Source organism: Virgisporangium aurantiacum (genome assembly GCF_016863635.1).
GTDB classification, from domain to species: domain Bacteria; phylum Actinomycetota; class Actinomycetes; order Mycobacteriales; family Micromonosporaceae; genus Virgisporangium; species Virgisporangium aurantiacum.
In genome coordinates this window covers 144,472-164,713 of sequence record NZ_BOPG01000004.1, presented here as the reverse complement: position 1 = coordinate 164,713, position 20,242 = coordinate 144,472, and the positions used below count along the sequence as shown (strand labels likewise).

Genomic DNA, 20,242 nt, shown 5'->3' with positions numbered 1-20,242 from the left:
CTGGGCTACCCTTGCCGACGTGAAGGTGCTAGCTGCCATGTCCGGCGGCGTCGACTCGGCGGTGGCGGCCGCCCGTGCGGTCGACGCCGGCCACGACGTCACCGGGGTGCACCTGGCGCTGGCCAGGAACCCGCAGACGTACCGGTCCGGTGCCCGGGGTTGCTGCACCCTCGAAGACTCGCGCGACGCGCGTCGCGCCGCCGACGTCATCGGCATCCCGTTCTACGTGTGGGACCTGGCCGACGAGTTCCACGAAGACGTCGTCGACGACTTCGTGGCCGAGTACGCGGCCGGCCGTACGCCCAACCCGTGCCTGCGCTGCAACGAGAAGATCAAGTTCGCGGCGGTGCTCGACAAGGCGCTGGCGCTCGGGTTCGACGCGGTCGTCACCGGTCACCACGCGCGGCTCGGCGCCGACGGGCTGCTGCGGCGCAGCGTCGACCTGGCCAAGGACCAGTCGTACGTGCTCGCCGTGCTCACGCCCGCGCAGTTGGCCCACGCGGTGTTCCCGCTCGGCGACACCACCAAGGCCGGCGTGCGGGCGGAGGCGGCCGAGCGCGGGCTCACGGTCGCCGACAAGCCCGACAGCCACGACATCTGCTTCATCGCCGACGGCGACACCCGGCGCTTCCTCGGCGAGCGGCTCGGCACCGCGCCCGGCCCGATCGTCGACGCCGCCTCGGGCGATGTCCTGGGCGAGCACGGCGGTGCACACGGGTACACCGTCGGCCAGCGGCGCGGGCTGCACCTGAACCGGCCGGCGCCCGACGGGCGGCCCCGGTACGTGCTGTCGATCACGCCGGTCACCAACACCGTCAACGTGGGCCCGGTCGAGGCGCTCGACGTGGTCGAGGTGCGCGGCGAGCGGGCGATCTGGCTCACCGGCCCGCCCGAGGTTTCGTGCCAGGTCCAGTTGCGGGCACACGGCACGCCCACCGACGCGTCGGTGACGGTCGCCGGCGGAACGTTGACGGCCCGGCTGCGCGAGCCGGCCCGCGGCATCGCACCGGGCCAGGCGGTGGTGGCCTACCGGCCCGACCCGGCCGGCGACATCGTGCTGGGTTCGGCCACGATCGCGTCCACGGTCGGGGCTAACGTTGCCGCGTGACTGAAACTCTGTGGCCCGCCGGTGCCGCCACCGGCATCGGGTCGCTGCCCGGCACCGATCCGGCCGAGGCGTTGAAGTTCGTGCTGGGCGAGCTGCCCGACCTGCCGTTCCTGCCCGAACTCCCGGCCCGCGGCGCCGGTGCCGACATCATTGGCCGGGGTGCCGCGCTGCTCACCGAACTGCCGGTCGAGGTCTACGCCGGCCGCTGGAAGCTCACCGGCCGGCCCGGCCGCGACCTGCGGGTGGCCCGCGAGTTCTGGCAACGCGACCTCGACGCCCTGCACGAGCAGGCGGCGGAGTACGACGGCGTGATCAAGCTGCAGGTCGTCGGCCCATGGACACTCGCCGCGTCGCTGGAACTGCCGCTCGGCGGCCGGGCGCTGCGCGATCACGGCGCCGCCCGCGAGATCGCCGAGTCGCTGGCCGACGGCGTGCGCCGGCACGTCGCCGACGTCGCCGCCCGGCTGCCGCGGGCCCGGCTGCTGCTGCAGGTCGACGAGCCGTCGCTGCCGGCGGTGCTGGCCGGCCGGATCGCGACCGACAGCGGGCTGCACACGTACCGGCACGTCGACACGTCGACCGCCCGGGTGGCGCTGGCCGAGGTGGTCGCCGCCGCCGGGGTGCCCGTGGTGATCCACTGCTGCGCTCACGACGTCCCGTTGGCTCTGCTGCGGGAGGCCGGGGCCGCCGCCGTCGCGATCGACCTGGCCCTCGTCACCGATCTTGATGCCCTCGGCGAGACGCTCGACGCCGGCGTGGCGCTGGTGGCCGGCGCCGCCGACCCGCGCGAGCCGGCACCGGCGTCGGCCGAGATCGCCCAGCGGGTGCGTGAGCTGTGGCGCAAGCTCGGCTTCCCCGCCGCCCAGGCGGCCGAGCGGGTCGCGGTCGCACCCTCGTGCGGCCTGGCCGGCGCCACCCAGGGTGCGGCCCGTGCCCTCCTGGCCGCGTGTCGCGACGCCGCCCGCCGCCTGTTGGACGACGCCAACGCCTGACCCACGCTTGCGCCCGTCGGCTAATGGTGTTAGCTTTTTGGCTATGACTACTAGCTACTTGAGCGTCGACGGTGGGCGGATCGCGTACGAGGTTGCCGGGGACGGTCCGTTGGTGGTGTGCGTCCCCGGGATGGGTGACGTGCGGCAGGTCTTCCGGAACACCGCGCCGGCCCTGGTGGCGGCCGGTTACCGGGTGGCCGTCATGGATCTTCGGGGACACGGGGAGAGCGACACCACGTTCACCACGTACGACGACCCGTCGGCGGCCCGCGATCTGCTCGCGTTGATCGACCATCTGGGTGGGCCGGCCGTGGTGCTCGGCAGCTCGATGGGTGCGGCCACCGCCGTACTCGCGGCCACCGAGCGGCCCGCGGCGGTCACCGGGTTCGTGCTGCTGGGGCCGTTCGTGCGCGGCGGACCCAGCGGATTCGCCGCCCTGATGGTCAAGCTGGCGTTTCTGAAGCCGTGGGGCCCGGCCTTCTGGCGGTCGTACTACAAGAAGTTCTACCCGGGCCGGCCGCCGGCCGACCTGGCGGAGCACATCGAGCGCATCGGGCGCAGCCAGGCGCGGCCGGGCGCGTGGACGGCGTTCAAGCGCACCGCGTTCGCGGGGCACGGCGAGTCGGCCGCGGTGGTCGACCGGGTCCGTGGCGTTCCCACGCTGGTGGTCATGGGCGAGAAGGACCCCGACTGGAAGGACCCGGTGGCCGAGGCCAACTGGCTGGCCGACACGCTCGACGGCGAACTGCTGCTGGTGCCGGACGCCGGTCACTACCCGATGGCCGAGTACCCGGAGACGGTCGGGCCGGCGGTCGTGGCGTTCGTCGGCAAGGTCACCGCGCGTGCCTAGGGCCGGCCTGTCCACCGCCGTGGTGGTGGCCGGTGCGGCCGAGGCCGCCGACGAGGTCGGGCTGGAGAAGCTGACGCTCGCGATGGTGGCCAAGCGGTTCGGCGTCGCGCTGCCCAGCCTCTACAAGCACGTGTCCGGGCTCGACGCGTTGCTGCAGAAGGTCTCCGCGCTCGTCACCGCCGAACTGGCCGAGGAGCTGACGACCGCGGCGGCCGGCCGCGCCGGCGCGGACGCCTTGCGGGCCATGGCCTCCGCGCAGCGGGCGTACGCGAAACGCCATCCCGGACGGTATCCGGCCGCGCAGCGGGTGCCCGACCCGGCCGATCCCGCGCACGTGGCGGCCGGGGAGAAGGCGGTGGGTGTGTCGTATGCCGTGCTGCGCGGGTACGGTCTCGACGGCGACGACCTGATCGACGCCACCCGCGCGGTCCGCAGCGCGGTGCACGGTTTCGTGACGTTGGAGATCGCCGGTGGGTTCGGCCTGCCGCAGGACGTCGACCGTTCGTTCGACCGGCTCATCGAGATGGTGGATCTCGGTCTGCGGGCTGCCGCTGCTCCCGGCCCGCCGGGAAATCGCGTTGCGGCACCGGCAACCCAGCTGCGATCTTAGATCCGGCCCCGGCGGCTTCAGAAGCAAGCGCCTCCACAGTGGACGCACTGGCGATCAAACCTTGCTGGTCCATTGCCATCCTGGCGACCGATCCTTCACATCGGAATCGTTACGGGGCCACCCTTTCTTTCGTAAAGAGGTGAACCATGTCCACGGCATACGAAGTCACCGTTCGCAGCACGCACCGTGGGCTGCGCTACGTCGACGGCCGGCTCGAGAAGGTCCTGGAGCCGGGCCGCTACGAGCTTCCGCGTCCGTCGGCGTTCGGCCGCCGGCGGCCCAAGGTCGAGGTCGTGCTGGTCGACATGCGCGAGCGCGAGCTGCTCATCAAGGGCCAGGAGATTCTCACGGCCGACAAGGTCGCCCTGCGGGTCAGCATCATCACCCAGTACCGGGTGGTCGATCCGGCGGCGGCGGTCGAGCGCGTCGCCGGTTACGAGGACCGGCTCTACAGCGACGTCCAGCTGGCCGCGCGGCGGTCGCTCGCCACGATGACGCTCGAGGCGATCCTCACCAACCGCAACCAGCTCAGCGAAGACATCCTGCGCGACGTCGAGACGATCGCCACCGGCTACGGCGTCGAGATCCTGCGGGCCGACGTCAAGGACATCGTGTTCCCGGGCAACCTGCAGGACATCATGAACCGCGTGCTGGCCGCGCAGCGGCTGGCCGAGGCGCACCTCGTCGAGGCGCGCACGAAGGCCGAGCGGGAGGGCCTGGAGGCGGCGTCGCGGGCCGACGCGGCGCGGGTCGAGGCGGAGGCGAAGCGCGCGGCGACGCGGATCGCGGCCGAGGCCGACGCCGAGGCGTCCCGCATCCGGGCCGACGCCGAGGTCGACGCGCTGAACCGGCTCGCGGCGGCGGCGAACGCGTACGCCGAGCACCCGGCGCTGCTGCGGGTGCGCGAGCTCGACGCGATGCAGGCGCTGGGCGCCAACGCGGGCGCGCGGCTGTACATCGGGTTCGAGAAGCACAGCGACCGGCTCACCACGGACTGAAAGCGGGCGTTGCCGGCGCCGGTTCTGTCGTACCCAACCGCTAGAGTTTGCCTGGTCGACGGCCGTTTGGAGGCAAACTCGTGACCGAGCGAAGCGAGGGCACAATCAAGCAGAGTGCTCCCGGTCAGGGCGGCTCACCACGGAGTGGGGAGCCGGCATGAGCGAAGAAGCGGTACCGGGTGCTGGCGCGGTAACGGCTGAGCAGAAGGCGGCCGCGGGCGGTGATCCGCCGCCCGAGGTTCGCGAGCGCGCCAAGGCGCTCGCCGAGGAGATCGACGATAACCAGTACCGCTACCACGTGCTCGACGCGCCGGTGATCAGCGACGGCGAGTACGACCTGTTGATCCGCGAACTGCAGGGCATCGAAGACGAGTACCCGGCGCTGCGCACGCCCGATTCGCCCACCCAGCGGGTCGGCTACGCCTATTCGGCGCTGTTCACGCCGGTGGCGCACGCCGAGCGCATGATGAGTCTCGACAACGCGTTCACCGACGACGAGCTGAGCACCTGGGCCGAGCGGGTCGAGCGCGACGCCGGCAGCGCGCCGAAGTACCTGTGCGAGTTGAAGATCGACGGTCTCGCCATCAACCTCACGTACGAGAACGGCCGCCTGGTCAAGGCCGCCACCCGGGGCGACGGGCGCACCGGTGAAGACGTCACGCCGAATGTCCGCACGATCTCCGACGTGCCCGAGCGCCTCACCGGCGACGACGTTCCCGCGCTGCTCGAGGTCCGCGGCGAGATCTACTTCCCGGTCGAGGCGTTCACGGAGCTCAACGAGTCGCTGGTGGCACAGGAGAAGGCGCCGTTCGCCAACCCGCGCAACGCCGCCGCCGGCAGCCTGCGCCAGAAGGACCCGCGCATCACGGCCACCCGCAAGCTGCGCCTGCTGGTGCACGGAATCGGTGCGCGGAAAGGGTTCGAGCCGAAGCGCCAGTCCGAGGCGTACACGGCGATGAAGTCGTGGGGCCTGCCCACCTCGGAGCGGTGGCAGGTCGTCGACGGGCTCGACGGCGTACGCGAGTACATCGCCGAGTACGCCAAGCGCCGGCACTCGATCGAGCACGAGATCGACGGCGTGGTGGTGAAGGTCGACGAAACCGCCATCCAGCGCCGGCTCGGGTCCACCAGCCGGGCGCCGCGGTGGGCGATCGCGTTCAAGTACCCGCCGGAAGAGGTCACCACCAAGCTGCTCGGCATCGAGGTCAACGTCGGGCGCACCGGCCGCGTCACGCCGTACGCGGTGCTGGAACCGGTGCGGGTGGCCGGTTCCACCGTCACGTTCGCCACGCTGCACAACCCGCAGGAGGTCGCCCGCAAGGGTGTGCTCATCGGCGACACGGTGGTGCTGCGCAAGGCGGGCGACGTCATTCCCGAGATCGTGAGCCCGGTGGTCGACAAGCGCACGGGCGAGGAGCGGCCGTTCGTGATGACGCCGAACTGCCCGTCGTGCGGCACGGCGATCGCTCCCGAGAAGGAGAACGACATCGACCTGCGCTGCCCGAACCATCAGCACTGCCCGGGGCAGCGGGTGGAACGGTTGAGCTTCATCGGCGGCCGCAACGTGCTCGACATCGAGATCCTCGGCTACAAGGCGGCGCAGGCGCTGCTCGACGACAAGGTCATCTTCGACGAGGGCGATCTCTTCGGCCTCGACGCGGAGAAGCTCGCGGCGTCGCCGTTCTTCGTGAACAAGGACGGGTCGCTGGGCAGCAACGCCACCAAGTTCCTCGCGAGCCTCGCCGAGGCGAAGGAACGTGCGCTGTGGCGGGTCATCGTCGCGTTCTCGATCCGGCACGTCGGGCCGAAGGCCGGTCGCACGCTGGCGCAGCGGTTCGGCTCGATCGACGCGATCGACCAGGCCACCGAGGAGGAACTGGCGAACGCCGACGCGGTCGGCCCGACGATCGCGAAGTCGCTCAAGGAGTGGTTCGCGGTGCAGTGGCACCGCGACATCGTCGGCAAGTGGAAGGCGGCCGGCGTGCGGATGGCCGAGGAGCGGGTCGATACCGGTCCGCGCCTCCTCGAAGGGGTCACCGTCGTGGTCACCGGCACGCTGCCCACCTACTCGCGAGACCGGGCGACCGAGGAGATCGAGGAGCTCGGCGGCAAGGTCAGCGGTTCGGTGTCGAAGAAGACCGGTTTTGTCGTCGTCGGCGACTCGCCCGGTTCCAAGTACGACAAGGCCGTCTCGTTGAAGGTGCCGGTCCTCGACGAGGAGGGGTTGAAGGTTCTCCTCGCTGAGGGCCCGGAGGCGGCGAAGGCAGTGGCACAACCGGTTACGGAGTAACCGGCGGGCAGGTGGTGCCGGGGGCGGGCACGGTCAGGTCGATCAGGTAGCGGTCGACCACCGCCCGCGCTCTCCAGGACGATCGCGCGCACCCGGTGCGGGAACCGCTCCGCATACAGTCCGCCGAGGAGCGTGCCGTACGAACTGCCGTGGAACGTGAGCGTCCGCTCGCCGAGGACGGCCCGCAGGGCGTCGAGGTCGTGCGCGGCGGAGACGCTGTCGTAGCTCAAGGCATCGACGCACCGGCCAGGGCCAGGATGTGGTCCGCGGCCCGGGCCGGCCCGTCGACCGCGTCGTACCAGCCCTTCACGCGCTTCGCGGCGAGGCGGTATCCGTCGTCACCGAGCATTTTCCGAACGAGGGCGGCCGCCTTGGTGGTCGCGGCCGGCGGCAGGCGCCGGGCCGCGCCCAGTCTTTCCACGAGGACGGCGTTGAGCGTCTGTTCCGGCTGCAGGGGGACCGCGAGCAGCGGTGTTCCCGCGGCCATCGCCGTTTGCACGCTGCCCTGTCCGGCGGTGGTGATCGCCAGGTCCACCCGGGGCATCACGAGGTGGCTCGGCAACACGCCGGCGACGCACGTCCGTCCACTGTGGAGGTCACCGATGGCATGGACCGTCCCCGCGACCAGGACCCGCGCGGCCTTGCCGGCCTCGGCGGCGACGGCCCGGACCAGCCCGGGCGACGAGGACGTGAGGGCCACGTACACGATCGGGCCGGGTTGGTCGAGGAACTCCTCGACGTGGGGCGGGATCGGCACGTCGAGCTTCGCGTAGAGCGGGCCGCTGTAGGCGAGCCGGGTGCCCGGACGGTAGCCGCGGCTGCCCCGCCAGGCGGCCATGTCCTCCGCCGGGACGCCCAGCACCTCGGGGATCTCGGTGACGAGCGTCAGGTCGCCGAGCACCAGCGCGGCGAGGCTGGGGATCCGCTCCACGCCGAGGTCGTCGGCGACGCGGTTGAAACCGGCCGTGTAGTACCGGACGCGGTTCGGTGCGGCGTTGATGAGCCGGCGCCGCAGCAGTGCCGGGATCAGGCGCATGGCAGGGACGGGCGGGTCGGCGGGCAGCAGGCCGTTCTCCCACACCGGCGGCACCCAGCTACCGGTGTGCGTGGTGACGAGCGGGATGCCGGCGAGGCGGCTGGAGAGCTGGGCGGTGAGGAGGAACCCGGTCACCACGCATCGAGCGTCGTATTTCTTCAACCACGCGGCCTCGGCGAGCACGTAGGCGCGCAGTTCCGCGTCGGAGTACATGCTCTGCCGCACGTTGCCCAGCCCGAGCGCGTCGGCGACGAAGCGGGCGCCGCGTTCGTCGCTCATCGGTGGGCCGATCACCTCGTGCGGGATGCCCGCGGCGGTGAGCAGGTTCCGATGGACGCCGCCGTGGGTGGCGACCCGGACGGTGGCGCCACGGGCGGTCAGGGCCCGGTACACCTCGATCATGCGCGACGTCTCGGACAGGTACGCGCACTGTGCCAGCAGGGCGATCACAGTTAGGTAATATATTGCCTATGTCTTCCGACGTCTACGGTCTCGACCCCGGCGCGCCGGTCACCCCGGCGGTGCGCGCGTTCCGGGCCGTGCTCCTGCTCGCCCAGCGCCTGCGTTACCTCATGGACGACCGGTTGCGCGCCGACGGGCTCACCACCCAGCAGGCCGCGCTGCTCACGGCCGTGATCGCGCTCGACTCGCCGCCCCTGGGCGCGGCGGCCAACGCGCTCGGCACCACCCACCAGAACGCCGCTCAACTGGTGGCGGCGCTGGAACGGAAGGGACTTCTCACGGTCGAGCCCGATCCGGTCGACCGGCGCCGGAAACGGCTGGTGGCCACGGCGGCCAACGCCCGATACTGGCGCGAGCGTGACGCCGGCGACCATGCGGCCGTGGCGTCGTGGTTCCGGGCGTTGGCGCCGGCCGAGCTGGAAACACTCGGCACGCTGCTGGTCACGGTGTTGGACGACCTCGGTCGGGGTGGGGAACAGCCGCCCGCCGGGGGCAAATAGACTCGGTCGGTGCGCCGGTTCGGCGCGGATCACAAGTGAGGAGCCGTCATGGCCGCGATCTCCCGCGACGAGGTGGCGCATCTGGCGCGCCTGTCGCGCCTCGCCGTCACGCCCGACGAACTCGACATGTTCGCCGGCCAGCTCGACGTGATCCTGCAGTCGGTCGCGCGGGTCGGCGAGGTGGCCGCCGACGACATCCCGCCCACCTCCCACTCGGTGCCGCTCACCAACGTGTTCCGCGACGACGTCGTCGTGCCCGGCCTGTCGTCGGAGGAGGCGCTCGCCATGGCGCCCGACGTGGCCGAGCAGCGCTTCCGCGTCCCCCGGATCCTGGAAGAAGAGGCGTAGAGCCGTGAGTGACGTTACGAGAATGACCGCGGCGGGCATCGCGAAGTCGATCGCCGACGGTGAGATCTCCGCCGTCGACGTGGCCCGCGCCCACCTCGACCGCATCGCCGCCGTCGACGGGCGGGTGCACGCGTTCCTGCACGTCGACACCGAGGGCGCGCTGGCCGCGGCCGCGAAGGTCGACGCCGCGCGGGCCGCGGGCGAGCCGCTCGGGCCGCTGGCCGGCGTGCCGGTGGCGGTGAAAGACGTGGTCACCACGAAGGGCGTGCCGTCCACGGCCGGCTCGAAGATCCTCGAAGGCTGGAAGCCGCCCTACGACGCCACGATCGTGTCCCGCATGAAGGACGCGGGCCTGGTGATGCTGGGCAAGACCAACATGGACGAGTTCGCGATGGGCTCGTCCACCGAGTACTCCGCCTACGGCCCCACCTTCAACCCGTGGGACCTCACCCGCATCCCCGGCGGCTCGGGTGGCGGCTCGTCGGCGTCCCTGGCCGCGTACGAGGCGCCGCTGGCGGTCGGTACCGACACCGGCGGCTCGATCCGGCAGCCCGGCGCCGTCACCGGCACCGTCGGCGCCAAGCCCACGTACGGCGGAACGTCGCGGTACGGGCTGATCGCGTTCTCGTCGTCGCTCGACACGCCCGGTCCGTGCGCCCGCACCGTTGAGGACGCGGCGCTGCTGCACGCGGTGATCGCCGGCCACGATCCGCGCGACTCCACGTCGATCCCGGCCACCGTGCCCGACGTGGTCGGCGCCGCCCGGCTGGGCGCCACCGGCGACCTCACCGGCGTGAAGCTGGGCGTCGTCCGCGAGTTCGCCGGCGAGGGCGCCGAACCGGGCGTCATGGCGGTGTTCCGCGACAGCCTCGAGACGCTGGTGAAGCTCGGCGCCGAGGTGGTCGAGGTGTCGTGCCCGCACTTCCAGTACGCGCTGCCGGCGTACTACCTCATCGCGCCGAGCGAGTGCTCCTCGAACCTGGCCCGCTTCGACGGTGTGCGCTACGGCCTCCGCGTCGGCGACGACGGCCAGCGGTCGCTGGAGGAGGTCATGTCGCTGACGCGCGAGGCCGGCTTCGGCGCCGAGGTGAAGCGCCGCATCATGATCGGCACCTACGCGCTCTCCAGCGGCTACTACGACGCGTACTACGGCCAGGCGCAGAAGGTCCGCACGCTGATCAGCCGCGACTTCGCGGCCGCCTTCGACCAGGTCGACGTGCTGGTCTCGCCGACGACGCCGTTCGTGGCGTTCGAGTTGGGCGCCCGCACGGCCGACCCGTACCAGATGTACCTGGCCGACCTGTTCACGATCCCGTCGAACCTGTACGGCGGGCCGGCGATCTCCGTGCCGGCCGGCCTGTCGTCGGGTCTGCCGGTGGGTCTGCAGGTGATGGCGCCGACCCTGGCCGACGACCGGATGTACCGGGTGGCCGCCGCGCTGGAGACCGCGGTGCCGCCGCTCACGCCCCCGGCGCTCTAGCTTGATCGGCTTACGCTGGTGGCATGGCGAACACCATTCCCCACGACCGTAGGGACCAGCTTCAGCAGATCCAGAACGGCCTGCTTCAGGGCGAGACGATCATCGCCGTCTACGATGCCGTCGGCATCGGAACGGGGTTCATCGGGCTCACCGACCGCCGGGTGATCCTGCAGGACAAGTCGTTCGCCGGCCGGAACCTGGCGATCACGTCGATCCCGTACTCGAAGGTGAGCGCGGTGTCGCTGGTGAGCGACCGGTCGTTCGCGGGAAACTTCTTCAGCACGGGGAAGATCGCGGTGCACGTCGGCACGCACACGTACGAGATCGAGGTGCGCGGGGTCGACAAGACCAAGCACATCCACGACGTGATCCTGCACTACGCACGTTAGTCTCCGCCGAGCGCGAGACGGTCGGCCAACTTCAGGGTGTCGGGGTGGTCGGCGCCGAGGACGCGCCGTCGTCGGGCGAGGGTGTCCTCTTCGAGTTGGCGGGCCTGTTCGTGCTTACCGAGTACGCGGAGGCCGATGGCGAGATTGCTGGCCGAGGTCAAGGTGTCGGGGTGGTCGGCGCCGAGGATGCGCCGTCGTCGGGCGAGGGTGTCCTCTTCGAGCTGGCGGGCCCGTTCGTGCTGGTCCAGTTCGTAGAGGTCGACGGCGAGATTGCTGGCCGAGGTCAAGGTGTCGGGGTGGTCGGCGCCGAGGATGCGCCGTCGTCGATCGAGAGTTTCCTCGTCGAGTTGGCGGCTCGATTCGTACTGGCCCAGCTCGTAGAGCTCGACGGCGAGGTTGTTGGCCGAGGTCAGGGTGTCGGGGTGGTCGTCGCCGAGGATGCGCCGTCGTCGGGCGAGGGTGTCTTCGTCGAGTTGGCGGGCCTGTTCGTGATCGCCTAGTCCGCGAAGGTTGCCAGCGAGGTTATTGGCAGACGCCAGGGTGTCGCGGTGGTCGTCGCCAAGGATTCGCCGTCGTCGAGCAAGGATGTCTTCGTTGAGCTCACAGGCCCGCTGATCGTCGCCGAGGAGTCTGTACGCCGAAGCGAGATTGTTGGCGATCCACAGGACATCGTCGTCATCTGACGAAGAGTTGGCTTGCCAGTGCTGATGCCAGGTCTGTGCGAGCGGCAGCGCGGTTCTGTACTCGCCCCGCATCAGCACGTACCAGATCGCGTTACAGGCCGCCGGCCGCAACCGTTGGGTCGCGGTGGCGGGATCGAGCATCAGCAGGTGCGGCAGGAGCGTGGCCCATGCGGGCCACGACGCGGGGTCGCTGCCGTTGTCGTTCGGCTTGGCCGCTGCAATCAGTTGCTCGGCCCGGTTGCGATCCCGCAACCGCTGCTCAGGTGTGCGCCCGTCGCGCAGCACGGCCTGCGTGAGCCGGTGCAGTTGCAGCGTCTCTTCGGTGACCCGGGCCAGCCCGAACCGGACCAGCCGCCCGAGCGTGTCTCGGAACGCCATCCGGGCGGCGGCCACGGTGGCCAGCGGCTCGCCGAGGGCGTCGGCCGGGGCCGTGGTGAACCAGGTCAGCGGGATCGGTTCCGGAGCCAGCGACGCGCACAGGTGCAGCAGCGCCACCGCGGCCGGATCCTCCCTGGCGAGTCGCTCGACGGAGAGTTCGATTGCGGCCGCCAGCGGTACCGGGTAGGCCAGCGGCTTGTTCCTGCTCAGCAACTCCGACGCTTGGCCCGACAGCTCCGCGAGATAGTCCGCCACGGGCATGCGGGTCTGGCTCATCAGGCCGGCGGCCTGGGCCAGCGCCAGCGGCAGGTCTCCCAACGTACCGGCCAGTTTGTCGGCGTCGGCCCCGGCCAGGTGCGGCAGATGGGTCCGCAACAGCGCGACCGACTCGGCGCGGGCGAACACGTCGATCTCCACCGGTATCGCCAGCTCCCGGAAGCCACCGCCCCGGGACGTGATGATCACGTGGCCGGGGCCGTCGGGCAGCCACTCGGCGATGTGCTCCGCCAGCTCGGCGTTGTCGAAGACCAGCAACCAGCGGGGCGTGCCCCGCAACCGGTCACGGACCGCTCGCACCCCGGCCGCCACCGACGCGCCCTCGGCGGCCCAGTTCGCGGCCGACGCCAATGCCGACAACTGTTCCGCGATCAGCTCCGGGCGCTCCGCGTCGATCCACCACACCAGTCGGTAGTCGCCGGCGAACAGGTGGGCGTACTCGATCGCCAGCTGGGTCTTGCCGACCCCGCCCATCCCGTGCAGCGCCTGTACCAGGGCGCGCGTCCCGGACGTGAGCTGTCGCCGCAATGCGACCAGCAACGCTTCCCGCCCGGTGAACGCCGGATGGCGACGGGGGACGTTCCACACGTCCGGAACCGTGCCCGGTACCCGCGAGCCCTCGGCCGGAGCCGTGCCCGGAGCACGAGGAAAGGGCACCGGCCCGGTGGGACGGCGGGGTCCCTCGACCGCGGCCACCAGCTCCTGGCGGGCCCGCTCTTCGTCCAGACCGAAGAGGTCGCGATAGGCCAGCGACGCCAGGATCGGTGGTGGCCTGACCTCCTGCACCCGCACAGGCACCAACCGCACCGTGCGGTCGACGTCTGGACGCTGGGCCAGCGCGTTGGTCCACTCCTCGACGGTGAACCGGTCGCGTTCGAAGTAGGCGGCCGAGTAGAGCATCAGGACCCGGTCCGCACGGCCGAGCGCGTCGTTGATGTTCAGCACCCAGTTCGTGCCGGTGGCCCAGTCCCACACGTCGAGTTCGACCGTGTGTCCGGCCGCCTCCAGATGCTGTGCCGCCCACTCCGCCCACGGCCGGTCCGGGCCCGCGTAACTGACGAACAGGTCGACACCGGCCATGGTTACATCCTGACGGACGACACCCACCGAACACGACGGCCCGGTGAGTACGGGACTCACCGGGCCGTTTCCTGCGGGGGTTGGGGTGCCTAGCGGCTGCTCCAACTTGTGGGACCCGGAAGGTCGACCCGCTGCGCGCGGGTCTTCGAGTTCCACGACCAGCGGCCGATCTTGATACCCCACGAGGTGAAGCCGCTCTTGCCGAAGTTGAAGATGAGCGGGCCGAACTTCATCCGCTTACGGAAATGGACCGGCATCGTTCGTTCCTCCCTGGAAAGCTGTGCTCCAGGTTTACCCAGCGACGTCTCGCATTATTCGTCGACCTTGAGTTAACCCGGCTGCGTGCCCATCGGCGCGGCCACTACGCTGGGCGGCGTGACGAGTACGACGGTCGAAGGCGTGGTCGACGGGTTCGAGCCGGTCATCGGGCTCGAGACGCACGTGGAGCTGGGCACGAACACCAAGATGTTCTGCGGCTGCCCCACGGAGTTCGGTGCCGAACCCAACACCCAGGTGTGCCCGGTGTGCCTGGGCCTGCCCGGCAGCCTGCCGGTGGCCAACCGGGCCGCCATCGAGGCGACCATCCGCATCGGCCTCGCCCTCAACTGCACCATCGCCACCTGGTGCCGGTTCGCGCGGAAGAACTACTTCTACCCCGACATGCCGAAGAACTTCCAGATCAGCCAGTACGACGAGCCGCTGTGCGTCGACGGTTACCTGGATGTCGACGTCGACGGTGAGATCGTGCGGGTCGGCATCGAGCGCGTGCACCTGGAGGAGGACACCGGCAAGACGCTGCACATCGGCGGCGCCACCGGTCGCATCCACGGTGCCACCGAGTCCCTTGTGGACTACAACCGCGCCGGCATCCCGCTGGTCGAGATCGTCACCAAGCCGGTCCCCGGCACCGGGGCGAAGGCGCCGGTCGTCGCCCGCGCGTACGTCACCGCGCTGCGCGACCTGCTGCGCGGCCTCGACGTCTCCGACGTGCGCATGGAGCAGGGCTCGATGCGGTGCGACGTCAACACGTCGCTGAACCGGCCGGGCGAGGAGTGGGGTACCCGCACCGAGACCAAGAACGTCAACTCGCTGCGCTCGGTCGAGCGCGCGGTGCAGTCGGAGATGCTGCGCCAGGCCGCGGTTCTCCGCGCGGGCGGCTCGATCACGCAGGAGACCCGCCACTTCCACGAGAACACCGGCGACACCACCTCGGGCCGCAGCAAGGAAACCGCCACCGACTACCGCTACTTCCCGGAGCCCGACCTGGTGCCGATCGCACCCGATCCGGCGTGGGTCGAGGAGCTCAAGGCGGGGCTGCCCGAGGCACCGCGGGCCAAACGGCTGCGGCTGCAGCAGGAATGGTCGCTCAGCGACCTCGACATGCAGTCGCTCGCCAACGCGGGCGCGTTCGAACTGGTCGAGGCGACGATCGCCGCCGGCACCACCCCGGAGGCGGCCCGCAAGTGGTGGCTCGGCGAGCTGGCCCGGCGCGCCAACGCCGACGGCGTCGACCTGGCGGCGCTGCCGGTGACGCCGGAGCACGTCGCGGCGCTGCAGAAGTTGGTCGACGACGGCAAGCTCACCGACAAGCTGGCCCGCACCGTGCTCGAAGGCGTGCTCGCCGGTGAGGGGACGCCCGCCGAGGTGATGGCCGCCCGCAAGCTGGAGGTCGTCTCCGACACCGGCGCGCTCACCGCGGCCGTCGACGCCGCGATCGCGGCGAACCCCGACGTCGCGGCGAAGATCCGCGACGGCAAGGTCGCGGCGGCCGGCGTCCTGGTCGGCGCGGTCATGAAGGAGACGCGCGGTCAGGCCGACGCGAAGACCGTCCGCGAACTGATCATCCAGCGCCTTAGTTGAGTGCTTCCGGAGCGATCCGGATCAGCGTGTCGGCCGTCGCGACCCACACCGCGTTGTCGGGTGCGGTCGCGATGGCCCGGAGCCGCCCGAACTTCCCGTCGAGCAGGGTCTGCGGCTCGGTGCCCTCCAGCCAGATCCGGTACAGCTTGGTGCCGGCGAGGTAGACGCGTCCGCCCTGCACCGCCAGTCCACCGAACCCGGCCTCGCCCGGCTGCCAGGCGGCCACCGGCGTGACGTACTTCCGGTCGCGGGTGAAGCCCGTCGCCGCCGGCCAGCCGTAGTCGCCGTTGGCCTGGATCAGGTTGAGCTCGTCGTGCCGGTCGGGTGCGCCGTCCGGGGTCGAGCCGGCCTCGGCGAGGAACAGGTCGGTCTGGCCGTACCAGGCGAGGCCCTGCGGATCGCGGTGGCCGCGCGAGTAGACCATCGAGTCGGGCACCGGGTTGCCCGGCGCGGGTGTGCCGCCCGGTGTCAGGCGGAGCACCTTGCCGGCCAACGATTTCGGGTCGGCCGCCGCGGTTTCGTCGCCGGCGTCGCCGGTGGCGACGTAGAGCATGCCGTCCGGGCCGGCCACCACCGCACCGCCGTTCCGGGCCGCGCCGCGCGGGATCCCGGTGAGCACCGGCTCGACGGTTCCGTTGCCGTGCACCCGCACCACGCGATTGTCCTCAGTGGACGTCTGCAGCGCGTACACGGTTCCGTCGGCGTACACCGTGAGGCCGAGCACCCCGGAAAGCGTCGCGAACACCGACGCCTGCCCGTCCGGCCGGACGGCGACGATGCGACCGGTGCGCCGTTCGCCCACCAGCGCGGTGCCGTCGGGGCGGAACGCGATCGCCGTCACGGTGTCGAGCCCGGTGGCGACGGTCCGCACGGCCGCGTCGGGAACGGCGAGCGCCGGGGCGCCGGCGATGAGCTGACCGGCACCGGACCGGTTTCCGTCGCCGTGGCCGTGCTCCGCGGCCGTCCCCTGCCTTTGATCCGGCCCCGAGCGGTCCCGGATCGCGATCGCCGCGACCACGATGAGCGCCAGCGACAGCGCGACCGCGACCGCCGCACCGCGCCGGCCGCTGGTCGCCATGCAGTCTCCAAGCCTCTCGAAGGAGCCGCCCACGCCGGCTGTGGGAGGACCGGCGTGGGCGGGGTCTCCGTCAGACGAAGTTCACGTCCGAGCAGAAGTAGAAGGACTGGTCCATGTGGCTCGCCTGCCACACCGCGTAGACCATGTGGCGGCCGGTGCGGCCGTTGGCGGTGACGGGGATGTTCATCTGGAACCCGTTGAACGGCGTGGTGACCCTGGTCCACTGGGCCGAGGGGGTGTAGCCGACCTGGGCCAGCAGTTCGAGGTTGCTCCAGCCGAGCGCCTGGGTGAGCGGGTTGAAGCCCTGCCTCGTCACGTACAGGCGGATGTAGTCGGCGCCGTGTCCGGCCTGGTCGAGCAGCTGGACCGTGAAGCTGCGCGAGACGTTCTTCGCCTGCCAGTTGCCGATGTTGTCCATGGCCCGGTACCGGCCGTCGCCGGTGCGCCCGGCGCTGCAGAGCTGACCGTTGGGGATGGCGGCCTGGTGGTTACCCTGCACGTTCTCGCGGTAGAGGCCGTTCCAGTTCCACATCGCGTTGGTGTCGGTCTGCCAGGCCTGCCAGCACATCGGGTCCTGGGTCTGCATGGCCGGGTTCTGGAACTGGTTGCCCCACCGGGCCCAGCACCCGTAGTTGCGGGACGGGGCGTCGATGGTGGTGCCGTGCGCCGATGCCGGCCCGGGGGTGACGGTCAGCAGGGCGGCGGCGAGAGCGATGATCGCGGGGAGCACGAACCGTTGGCGGCCGGTCGCTTTCATCTGGACTCACTCCAATCATGGGGGTGGATTGGTGTGATGACGGTAGTCAAACGCCCCCGTATCGGCTAGAGCCGCGCTGACCTGCGCAACCAGGTCGATTTCAGGCATCGCTTCACATCGACTGATTGACGTGCATCGTTCGACTCATCGATGATCCGCCCGATGGGGCAACAATTTCTGCCACCGTCCCACGTTTTGGGAGCGCTCCCAGGTGCGCTAGGACGGCGTGGGGGATCCCGGGAACGGGGAGCCCGAGGAGGACGACGAACCGGAGCCGGACGGGGAGCCGCCCGACGGGGACGGGTTGCGGACCACCGGGGCCTTGTCGTCGGGGCGGACGAGGTTGCGCTGCAGCGTCACCTCGGACTCGCCGGTGCCGCCGACCGTGATCTCGTCGTACGCCTGCAACGACTTGTCGACGTCGTCGAAGTAGAGGACCGACATCTCCAGCGGGGTCGGCTTCTCGTCCTCCAGCCCGCGCAGGCCGGCGCCGCCGGTGGAGCCCTCCACCATCAACAGCGTGCGGCCCAGCGGCGGGATCTTGCCGTCCTGCTGGTCGATGCGGGTCACCTCGCGCTCGTGCCGGTGCCCGGCCAGCACGACGGGCACCACGCCGGCCAGTGGCCCGGCGGCGATCGGGTCGTGCACCATCGCGAAGTTCACCGGCCGCCCGGCCACCCGGATCGTGGCGGCCAGCGACTCGCCCGTCCCCTCGACCGACGCCGCGCCGTCGGCGGTCTTGTCGGGGGTGAAGCGGGGATCGGAGATCCCCGCGATCACCAGGCCGTCGACCTCGGTCACGGTGTTGTCGAGGACGGTCGCGTTCGGCTGCCGCGCCACCGCGGCCGCCGTCGCGGCGGAGTCGTGGTTTCCGCGGATGTAGACGTAGGGGACGCGCAGCGCGGCGATCGCGTCCACATAGGACGACTCGGGTTCGCTGCCCCAGTCGTTGATGTCGCCGGTGTCGACCACCATGTCGATGTCGAACTGCTCGACCACCGTGCGGATGATCGACCAGGCGGCGGGGTTCAGGTGCAGGTCGGAGACGTGCAGCACGCGGGTCGTGGTGGTGTCGGGCTCGTAGACGGGCAGGTTCGACACCGTCCCGTAGATGCGGCCCACGTTGGCCACCAGCCGCTGCAACTGGTCGCGGTACTCCTCGTACCGGTCGGCGATCGCCCGCGCGTCACCGACGACGGCCGGCGCGTTGACGAGCAGGCCCTCGAACCGCGGCTCCTGGATCGACTGCGCGCGGAACGTGCCCGCGGCGCTCAACCCGGTGCCCAGCACCACGACCAGCGCGATCGCGCCGCAACCCGCGACCCGGCGGGTGTTCCGGTAGATGATCGCGCCGAGCAGCATCGCGCCCAGCACGGACGCGCCGGCCACCTGCCAGATCAGCCGTCGCACACCGCGGGAGACGTCCTCGACCGCGTTGTCGCTGGCGTTCTCCAGCGCGTTCGGGTCGGTGACGATGGCCTCGGTGCGCTTCTGGTCGAGGGCCTGCAGGGTGACCTGCAGGTGCGCCGGACCGTAGTGGCTGGCCAGGTGCAGCGAGCCGAGCGGCGGGATGGCCACCTCGGTGCCGCCGGTGAGCGACGGCGTGGCGGAGTACTTCGCCTGGAACGGGCCGACGTCGTCGGTGGTGCTGCCGGCCAGCAGCACGCCGATGACCACGCCGATGAGCGAGATCGCGACCACGCCGATCGCGGAGAACGTGCGCCGCACGCGCGGGCGGCGCAGGAACGACGATCGCCGGATCTGCCGACGCAGGGTCAGGCGCGTGGCCCGCGCCCGCACCCGGAAGCCCTGAAGGCTCAACCCTTACCTGCCTCGCCGGCGTTGGCGATGATGACGCGGATGATCCGATCGTCTTCCGGCTTCGGCGACCCGCGACCGTCCTTGTTCGACGTGCTGATCCAGATCGACCCGTCGGGCGCGACGACCGCCGCCCGCAACCGCCCGTACGACTTGTTGAGCACCGACTTCGGCGCGCCCAGCGTGCCACCGGTGGCGGTGGTCTGCACCATCCAGACGCGTTCGCCGCGCAGGCAGGCCGTGATGTAGACGTTCTCCAGCATTGCCGCGCCCGAGCACGAGGCCTCGTCGGTCTTCCACTGGACGATCGGGTCGACGAACGCCGGGTTCTGGCCGATGCCCTCGACCGTCGGCCAGCCGTAGTTCTTGCCGGCCTCGACCGCGTTGACCTCGTCCCAGGTGTTCTGGCCGAACTCGGTGGCGAACATGCGTCCATTCTTCGCCCACGCGAAGCCCTGCACGTTGCGATGTCCGAAGGACCACACCAGATTGCCGAACGGGTTGCCGGGCGCCGGCTGCCCGTCGGCGGTCATCCGCAGGATCTTGCCGCCGAGGCTGTTCACGTCCTGCGACAGGCCGCTGTTCGAGGCGTCGCCGGTGCCCGCGTACAGGAAGCCGTCGGGGCCGAACTTGATCTGGCCGCCGTTGTGGATGCCCGACACCGGGATGCCGGTGACGATCGGTGTCGGCGGCTGGCCGAGCACCAGCTTCGCGATCCGGTTGTCGGTACGGGTCGTGTAGTAGATGAACAGCGTCTTGTCGGTGTCGTACGTGGGGGAGAGGGCGATGCCCATGAGGCCGCCCTCACCGCCCGAGTACGCCTCCTCGATCGTCTGCACCGGGGTGACGACCAGGCCGTCGGCGTTCTGCTCCGGGCCGAGCTTGACGATGCGGCGGTTGTCGCGCTCGGTGACGAGGGCCGACCCGTCGGGCAGGAACGCGATCGCCCACGGAACCGCGAGGTTCTGGGCGATGACCGTGGAGGCGATGTTGAGCTCGGCCTCTTCGTCTGGCCCACTGGACGCCGTGCTGGGCGTCGGCAGCTTCGGTGGCGTGCCGGCCTCATCGGGCGGCGGGTCGCCGAACGCACACCCACCCACGACGACCGTGGCCGCGATCGCCGCGGCCGCTGCCGAGCGGCGGAACCGGAGTCGGGGAGCCTTCACCCGGCCTAGGGTAGCGGGCGCACCTGCGAGTCCCGGCCTCCCACCGCTGGTCATGCTGCGGTAGGAGGCCGGGATCGCTGTTG

General features: G+C 70.9%; 18 protein-coding genes and 1 pseudogene. 11 read left to right on the top strand and 8 right to left on the bottom strand.

The window, feature by feature from the left end; translation table 11 throughout:
- Nucleotides 1-19: 19 nt before the first annotated feature.
- From mnmA to ligA, 6 genes are all read left to right on the top strand, one after another.
- On the top strand, nt 20-1,108 hold the full coding sequence (gene mnmA, locus Vau01_RS03220; protein ID WP_203986941.1) for a tRNA 2-thiouridine(34) synthase MnmA: 1,089 nt from the start codon (nt 20-22) through the stop codon (nt 1,106-1,108).
- A complete protein-coding gene (locus Vau01_RS03215) occupies nt 1,105-2,100 on the top strand; it encodes a uroporphyrinogen decarboxylase/cobalamine-independent methonine synthase family protein (RefSeq protein ID WP_203986939.1) in 996 nt (331 codons plus the stop codon). The genes mnmA and Vau01_RS03215 overlap by 4 nt, the downstream gene beginning before the upstream one ends.
- A gap of 43 nt (nt 2,101-2,143) precedes the next feature.
- Nucleotides 2,144-2,950: an alpha/beta fold hydrolase gene (locus tag Vau01_RS03210; protein ID WP_203986936.1), complete on the top strand. Its 807-nt coding sequence runs from the start codon at nt 2,144-2,146 to the stop codon at nt 2,948-2,950.
- Complete coding sequence (locus Vau01_RS03205; protein ID WP_203986934.1) at nt 2,943-3,560, top strand: TetR-like C-terminal domain-containing protein; 618 nt, start codon at nt 2,943-2,945, stop codon at nt 3,558-3,560. Before Vau01_RS03210 ends, Vau01_RS03205 begins: the two co-directional genes overlap by 8 nt.
- A 146-nt stretch (nt 3,561-3,706) precedes the next feature.
- Nucleotides 3,707-4,558, top strand: a complete 852-nt coding sequence (locus Vau01_RS03200; RefSeq protein ID WP_203986931.1) for a slipin family protein — start codon at nt 3,707-3,709, stop codon at nt 4,556-4,558.
- 157 nt (nt 4,559-4,715) lie between these two features.
- Complete coding sequence (gene ligA, locus Vau01_RS03195) at nt 4,716-6,848, top strand: NAD-dependent DNA ligase LigA (RefSeq protein WP_203986928.1); 2,133 nt, start codon at nt 4,716-4,718, stop codon at nt 6,846-6,848.
- Between the two features lie 71 nt (nt 6,849-6,919).
- Here the strand turns inward: ligA and Vau01_RS03190 are convergent.
- Nucleotides 6,920-7,069 (bottom strand): annotated as a pseudogene (locus Vau01_RS03190) (alpha/beta fold hydrolase); the annotation flags it as partial.
- Nucleotides 7,070-7,074: 5 nt separating this feature from the next.
- Entirely contained in the window at nt 7,075-8,334 is a 1,260-nt protein-coding gene (locus Vau01_RS03185; protein ID WP_203986926.1) for a glycosyltransferase, read from the bottom strand.
- 20 nt (nt 8,335-8,354) lie between these two features.
- On the opposite strand from Vau01_RS03185, the gene Vau01_RS03180 reads away from it, so the two are divergent.
- Genes Vau01_RS03180 through Vau01_RS03165 form a run of 4 tightly spaced genes read left to right on the top strand, consistent with a single transcriptional unit; the run spans nt 8,355 to nt 11,063 of the window.
- The gene (locus tag Vau01_RS03180; protein WP_203986923.1) at nt 8,355-8,846 is read left to right on the top strand and encodes a MarR family winged helix-turn-helix transcriptional regulator; all 492 of its coding nucleotides are present in this window, start codon (nt 8,355-8,357) and stop codon (nt 8,844-8,846) included.
- A gap of 48 nt (nt 8,847-8,894) precedes the next feature.
- Nucleotides 8,895-9,194: an Asp-tRNA(Asn)/Glu-tRNA(Gln) amidotransferase subunit GatC gene (gatC, locus tag Vau01_RS03175; RefSeq protein WP_203986920.1), complete on the top strand. Its 300-nt coding sequence runs from the start codon at nt 8,895-8,897 to the stop codon at nt 9,192-9,194.
- Between the two features lie 22 nt (nt 9,195-9,216).
- The gene (gene gatA, locus Vau01_RS03170) at nt 9,217-10,674 is read left to right on the top strand and encodes an Asp-tRNA(Asn)/Glu-tRNA(Gln) amidotransferase subunit GatA (protein ID WP_373320157.1); all 1,458 of its coding nucleotides are present in this window, start codon (nt 9,217-9,219) and stop codon (nt 10,672-10,674) included.
- A 23-nt stretch (nt 10,675-10,697) separates the two neighbouring features.
- The gene (locus Vau01_RS03165; RefSeq protein ID WP_203986914.1) at nt 10,698-11,063 is read left to right on the top strand and encodes a PH domain-containing protein; all 366 of its coding nucleotides are present in this window, start codon (nt 10,698-10,700) and stop codon (nt 11,061-11,063) included.
- On the opposite strand, the gene fxsT is transcribed toward Vau01_RS03165, so the two are convergent.
- On the bottom strand, nt 11,060-13,480 hold the full coding sequence (fxsT, locus tag Vau01_RS03160; RefSeq protein WP_203986911.1) for an FxSxx-COOH system tetratricopeptide repeat protein: 2,421 nt from the start codon (nt 13,478-13,480) through the stop codon (nt 11,060-11,062). The genes Vau01_RS03165 and fxsT overlap by 4 nt on opposite strands.
- Before the next feature lie 89 nt (nt 13,481-13,569).
- The gene (locus Vau01_RS03155; RefSeq protein ID WP_203986908.1) at nt 13,570-13,737 is read right to left on the bottom strand and encodes a DUF4236 domain-containing protein; all 168 of its coding nucleotides are present in this window, start codon (nt 13,735-13,737) and stop codon (nt 13,570-13,572) included.
- A gap of 118 nt (nt 13,738-13,855) precedes the next feature.
- Between Vau01_RS03155 and gatB the strand changes: the two genes are divergently transcribed.
- Nucleotides 13,856-15,340 carry an Asp-tRNA(Asn)/Glu-tRNA(Gln) amidotransferase subunit GatB gene (gatB, locus tag Vau01_RS03150; RefSeq protein WP_203986906.1) on the top strand — a complete coding sequence of 495 codons (1,485 nt, stop codon included), beginning with the start codon at nt 13,856-13,858 and terminating at the stop codon, nt 15,338-15,340.
- Here the strand turns inward: gatB and Vau01_RS03145 are convergent.
- From Vau01_RS03145 to Vau01_RS03130, 4 genes are all read right to left on the bottom strand, one after another.
- Entirely contained in the window at nt 15,333-16,418 is a 1,086-nt protein-coding gene (locus Vau01_RS03145) for a PQQ-dependent sugar dehydrogenase (protein ID WP_203986904.1), read from the bottom strand. The genes gatB and Vau01_RS03145 overlap by 8 nt on opposite strands.
- Before the next feature lie 70 nt (nt 16,419-16,488).
- Entirely contained in the window at nt 16,489-17,175 is a 687-nt protein-coding gene (locus Vau01_RS03140; RefSeq protein ID WP_203986902.1) for a lytic polysaccharide monooxygenase auxiliary activity family 9 protein, read from the bottom strand.
- A 216-nt stretch (nt 17,176-17,391) separates the two neighbouring features.
- Nucleotides 17,392-18,996, bottom strand: coding sequence for a metallophosphoesterase family protein (locus tag Vau01_RS03135; protein WP_203986900.1), 1,605 nt, complete (start codon nt 18,994-18,996; stop codon nt 17,392-17,394).
- The gene (locus Vau01_RS03130) at nt 18,993-20,213 is read right to left on the bottom strand and encodes a PQQ-dependent sugar dehydrogenase (protein WP_203986898.1); all 1,221 of its coding nucleotides are present in this window, start codon (nt 20,211-20,213) and stop codon (nt 18,993-18,995) included. Before Vau01_RS03130 ends, Vau01_RS03135 begins: the two co-directional genes overlap by 4 nt.
- Nucleotides 20,214-20,242: the final 29 nt, after the last annotated feature.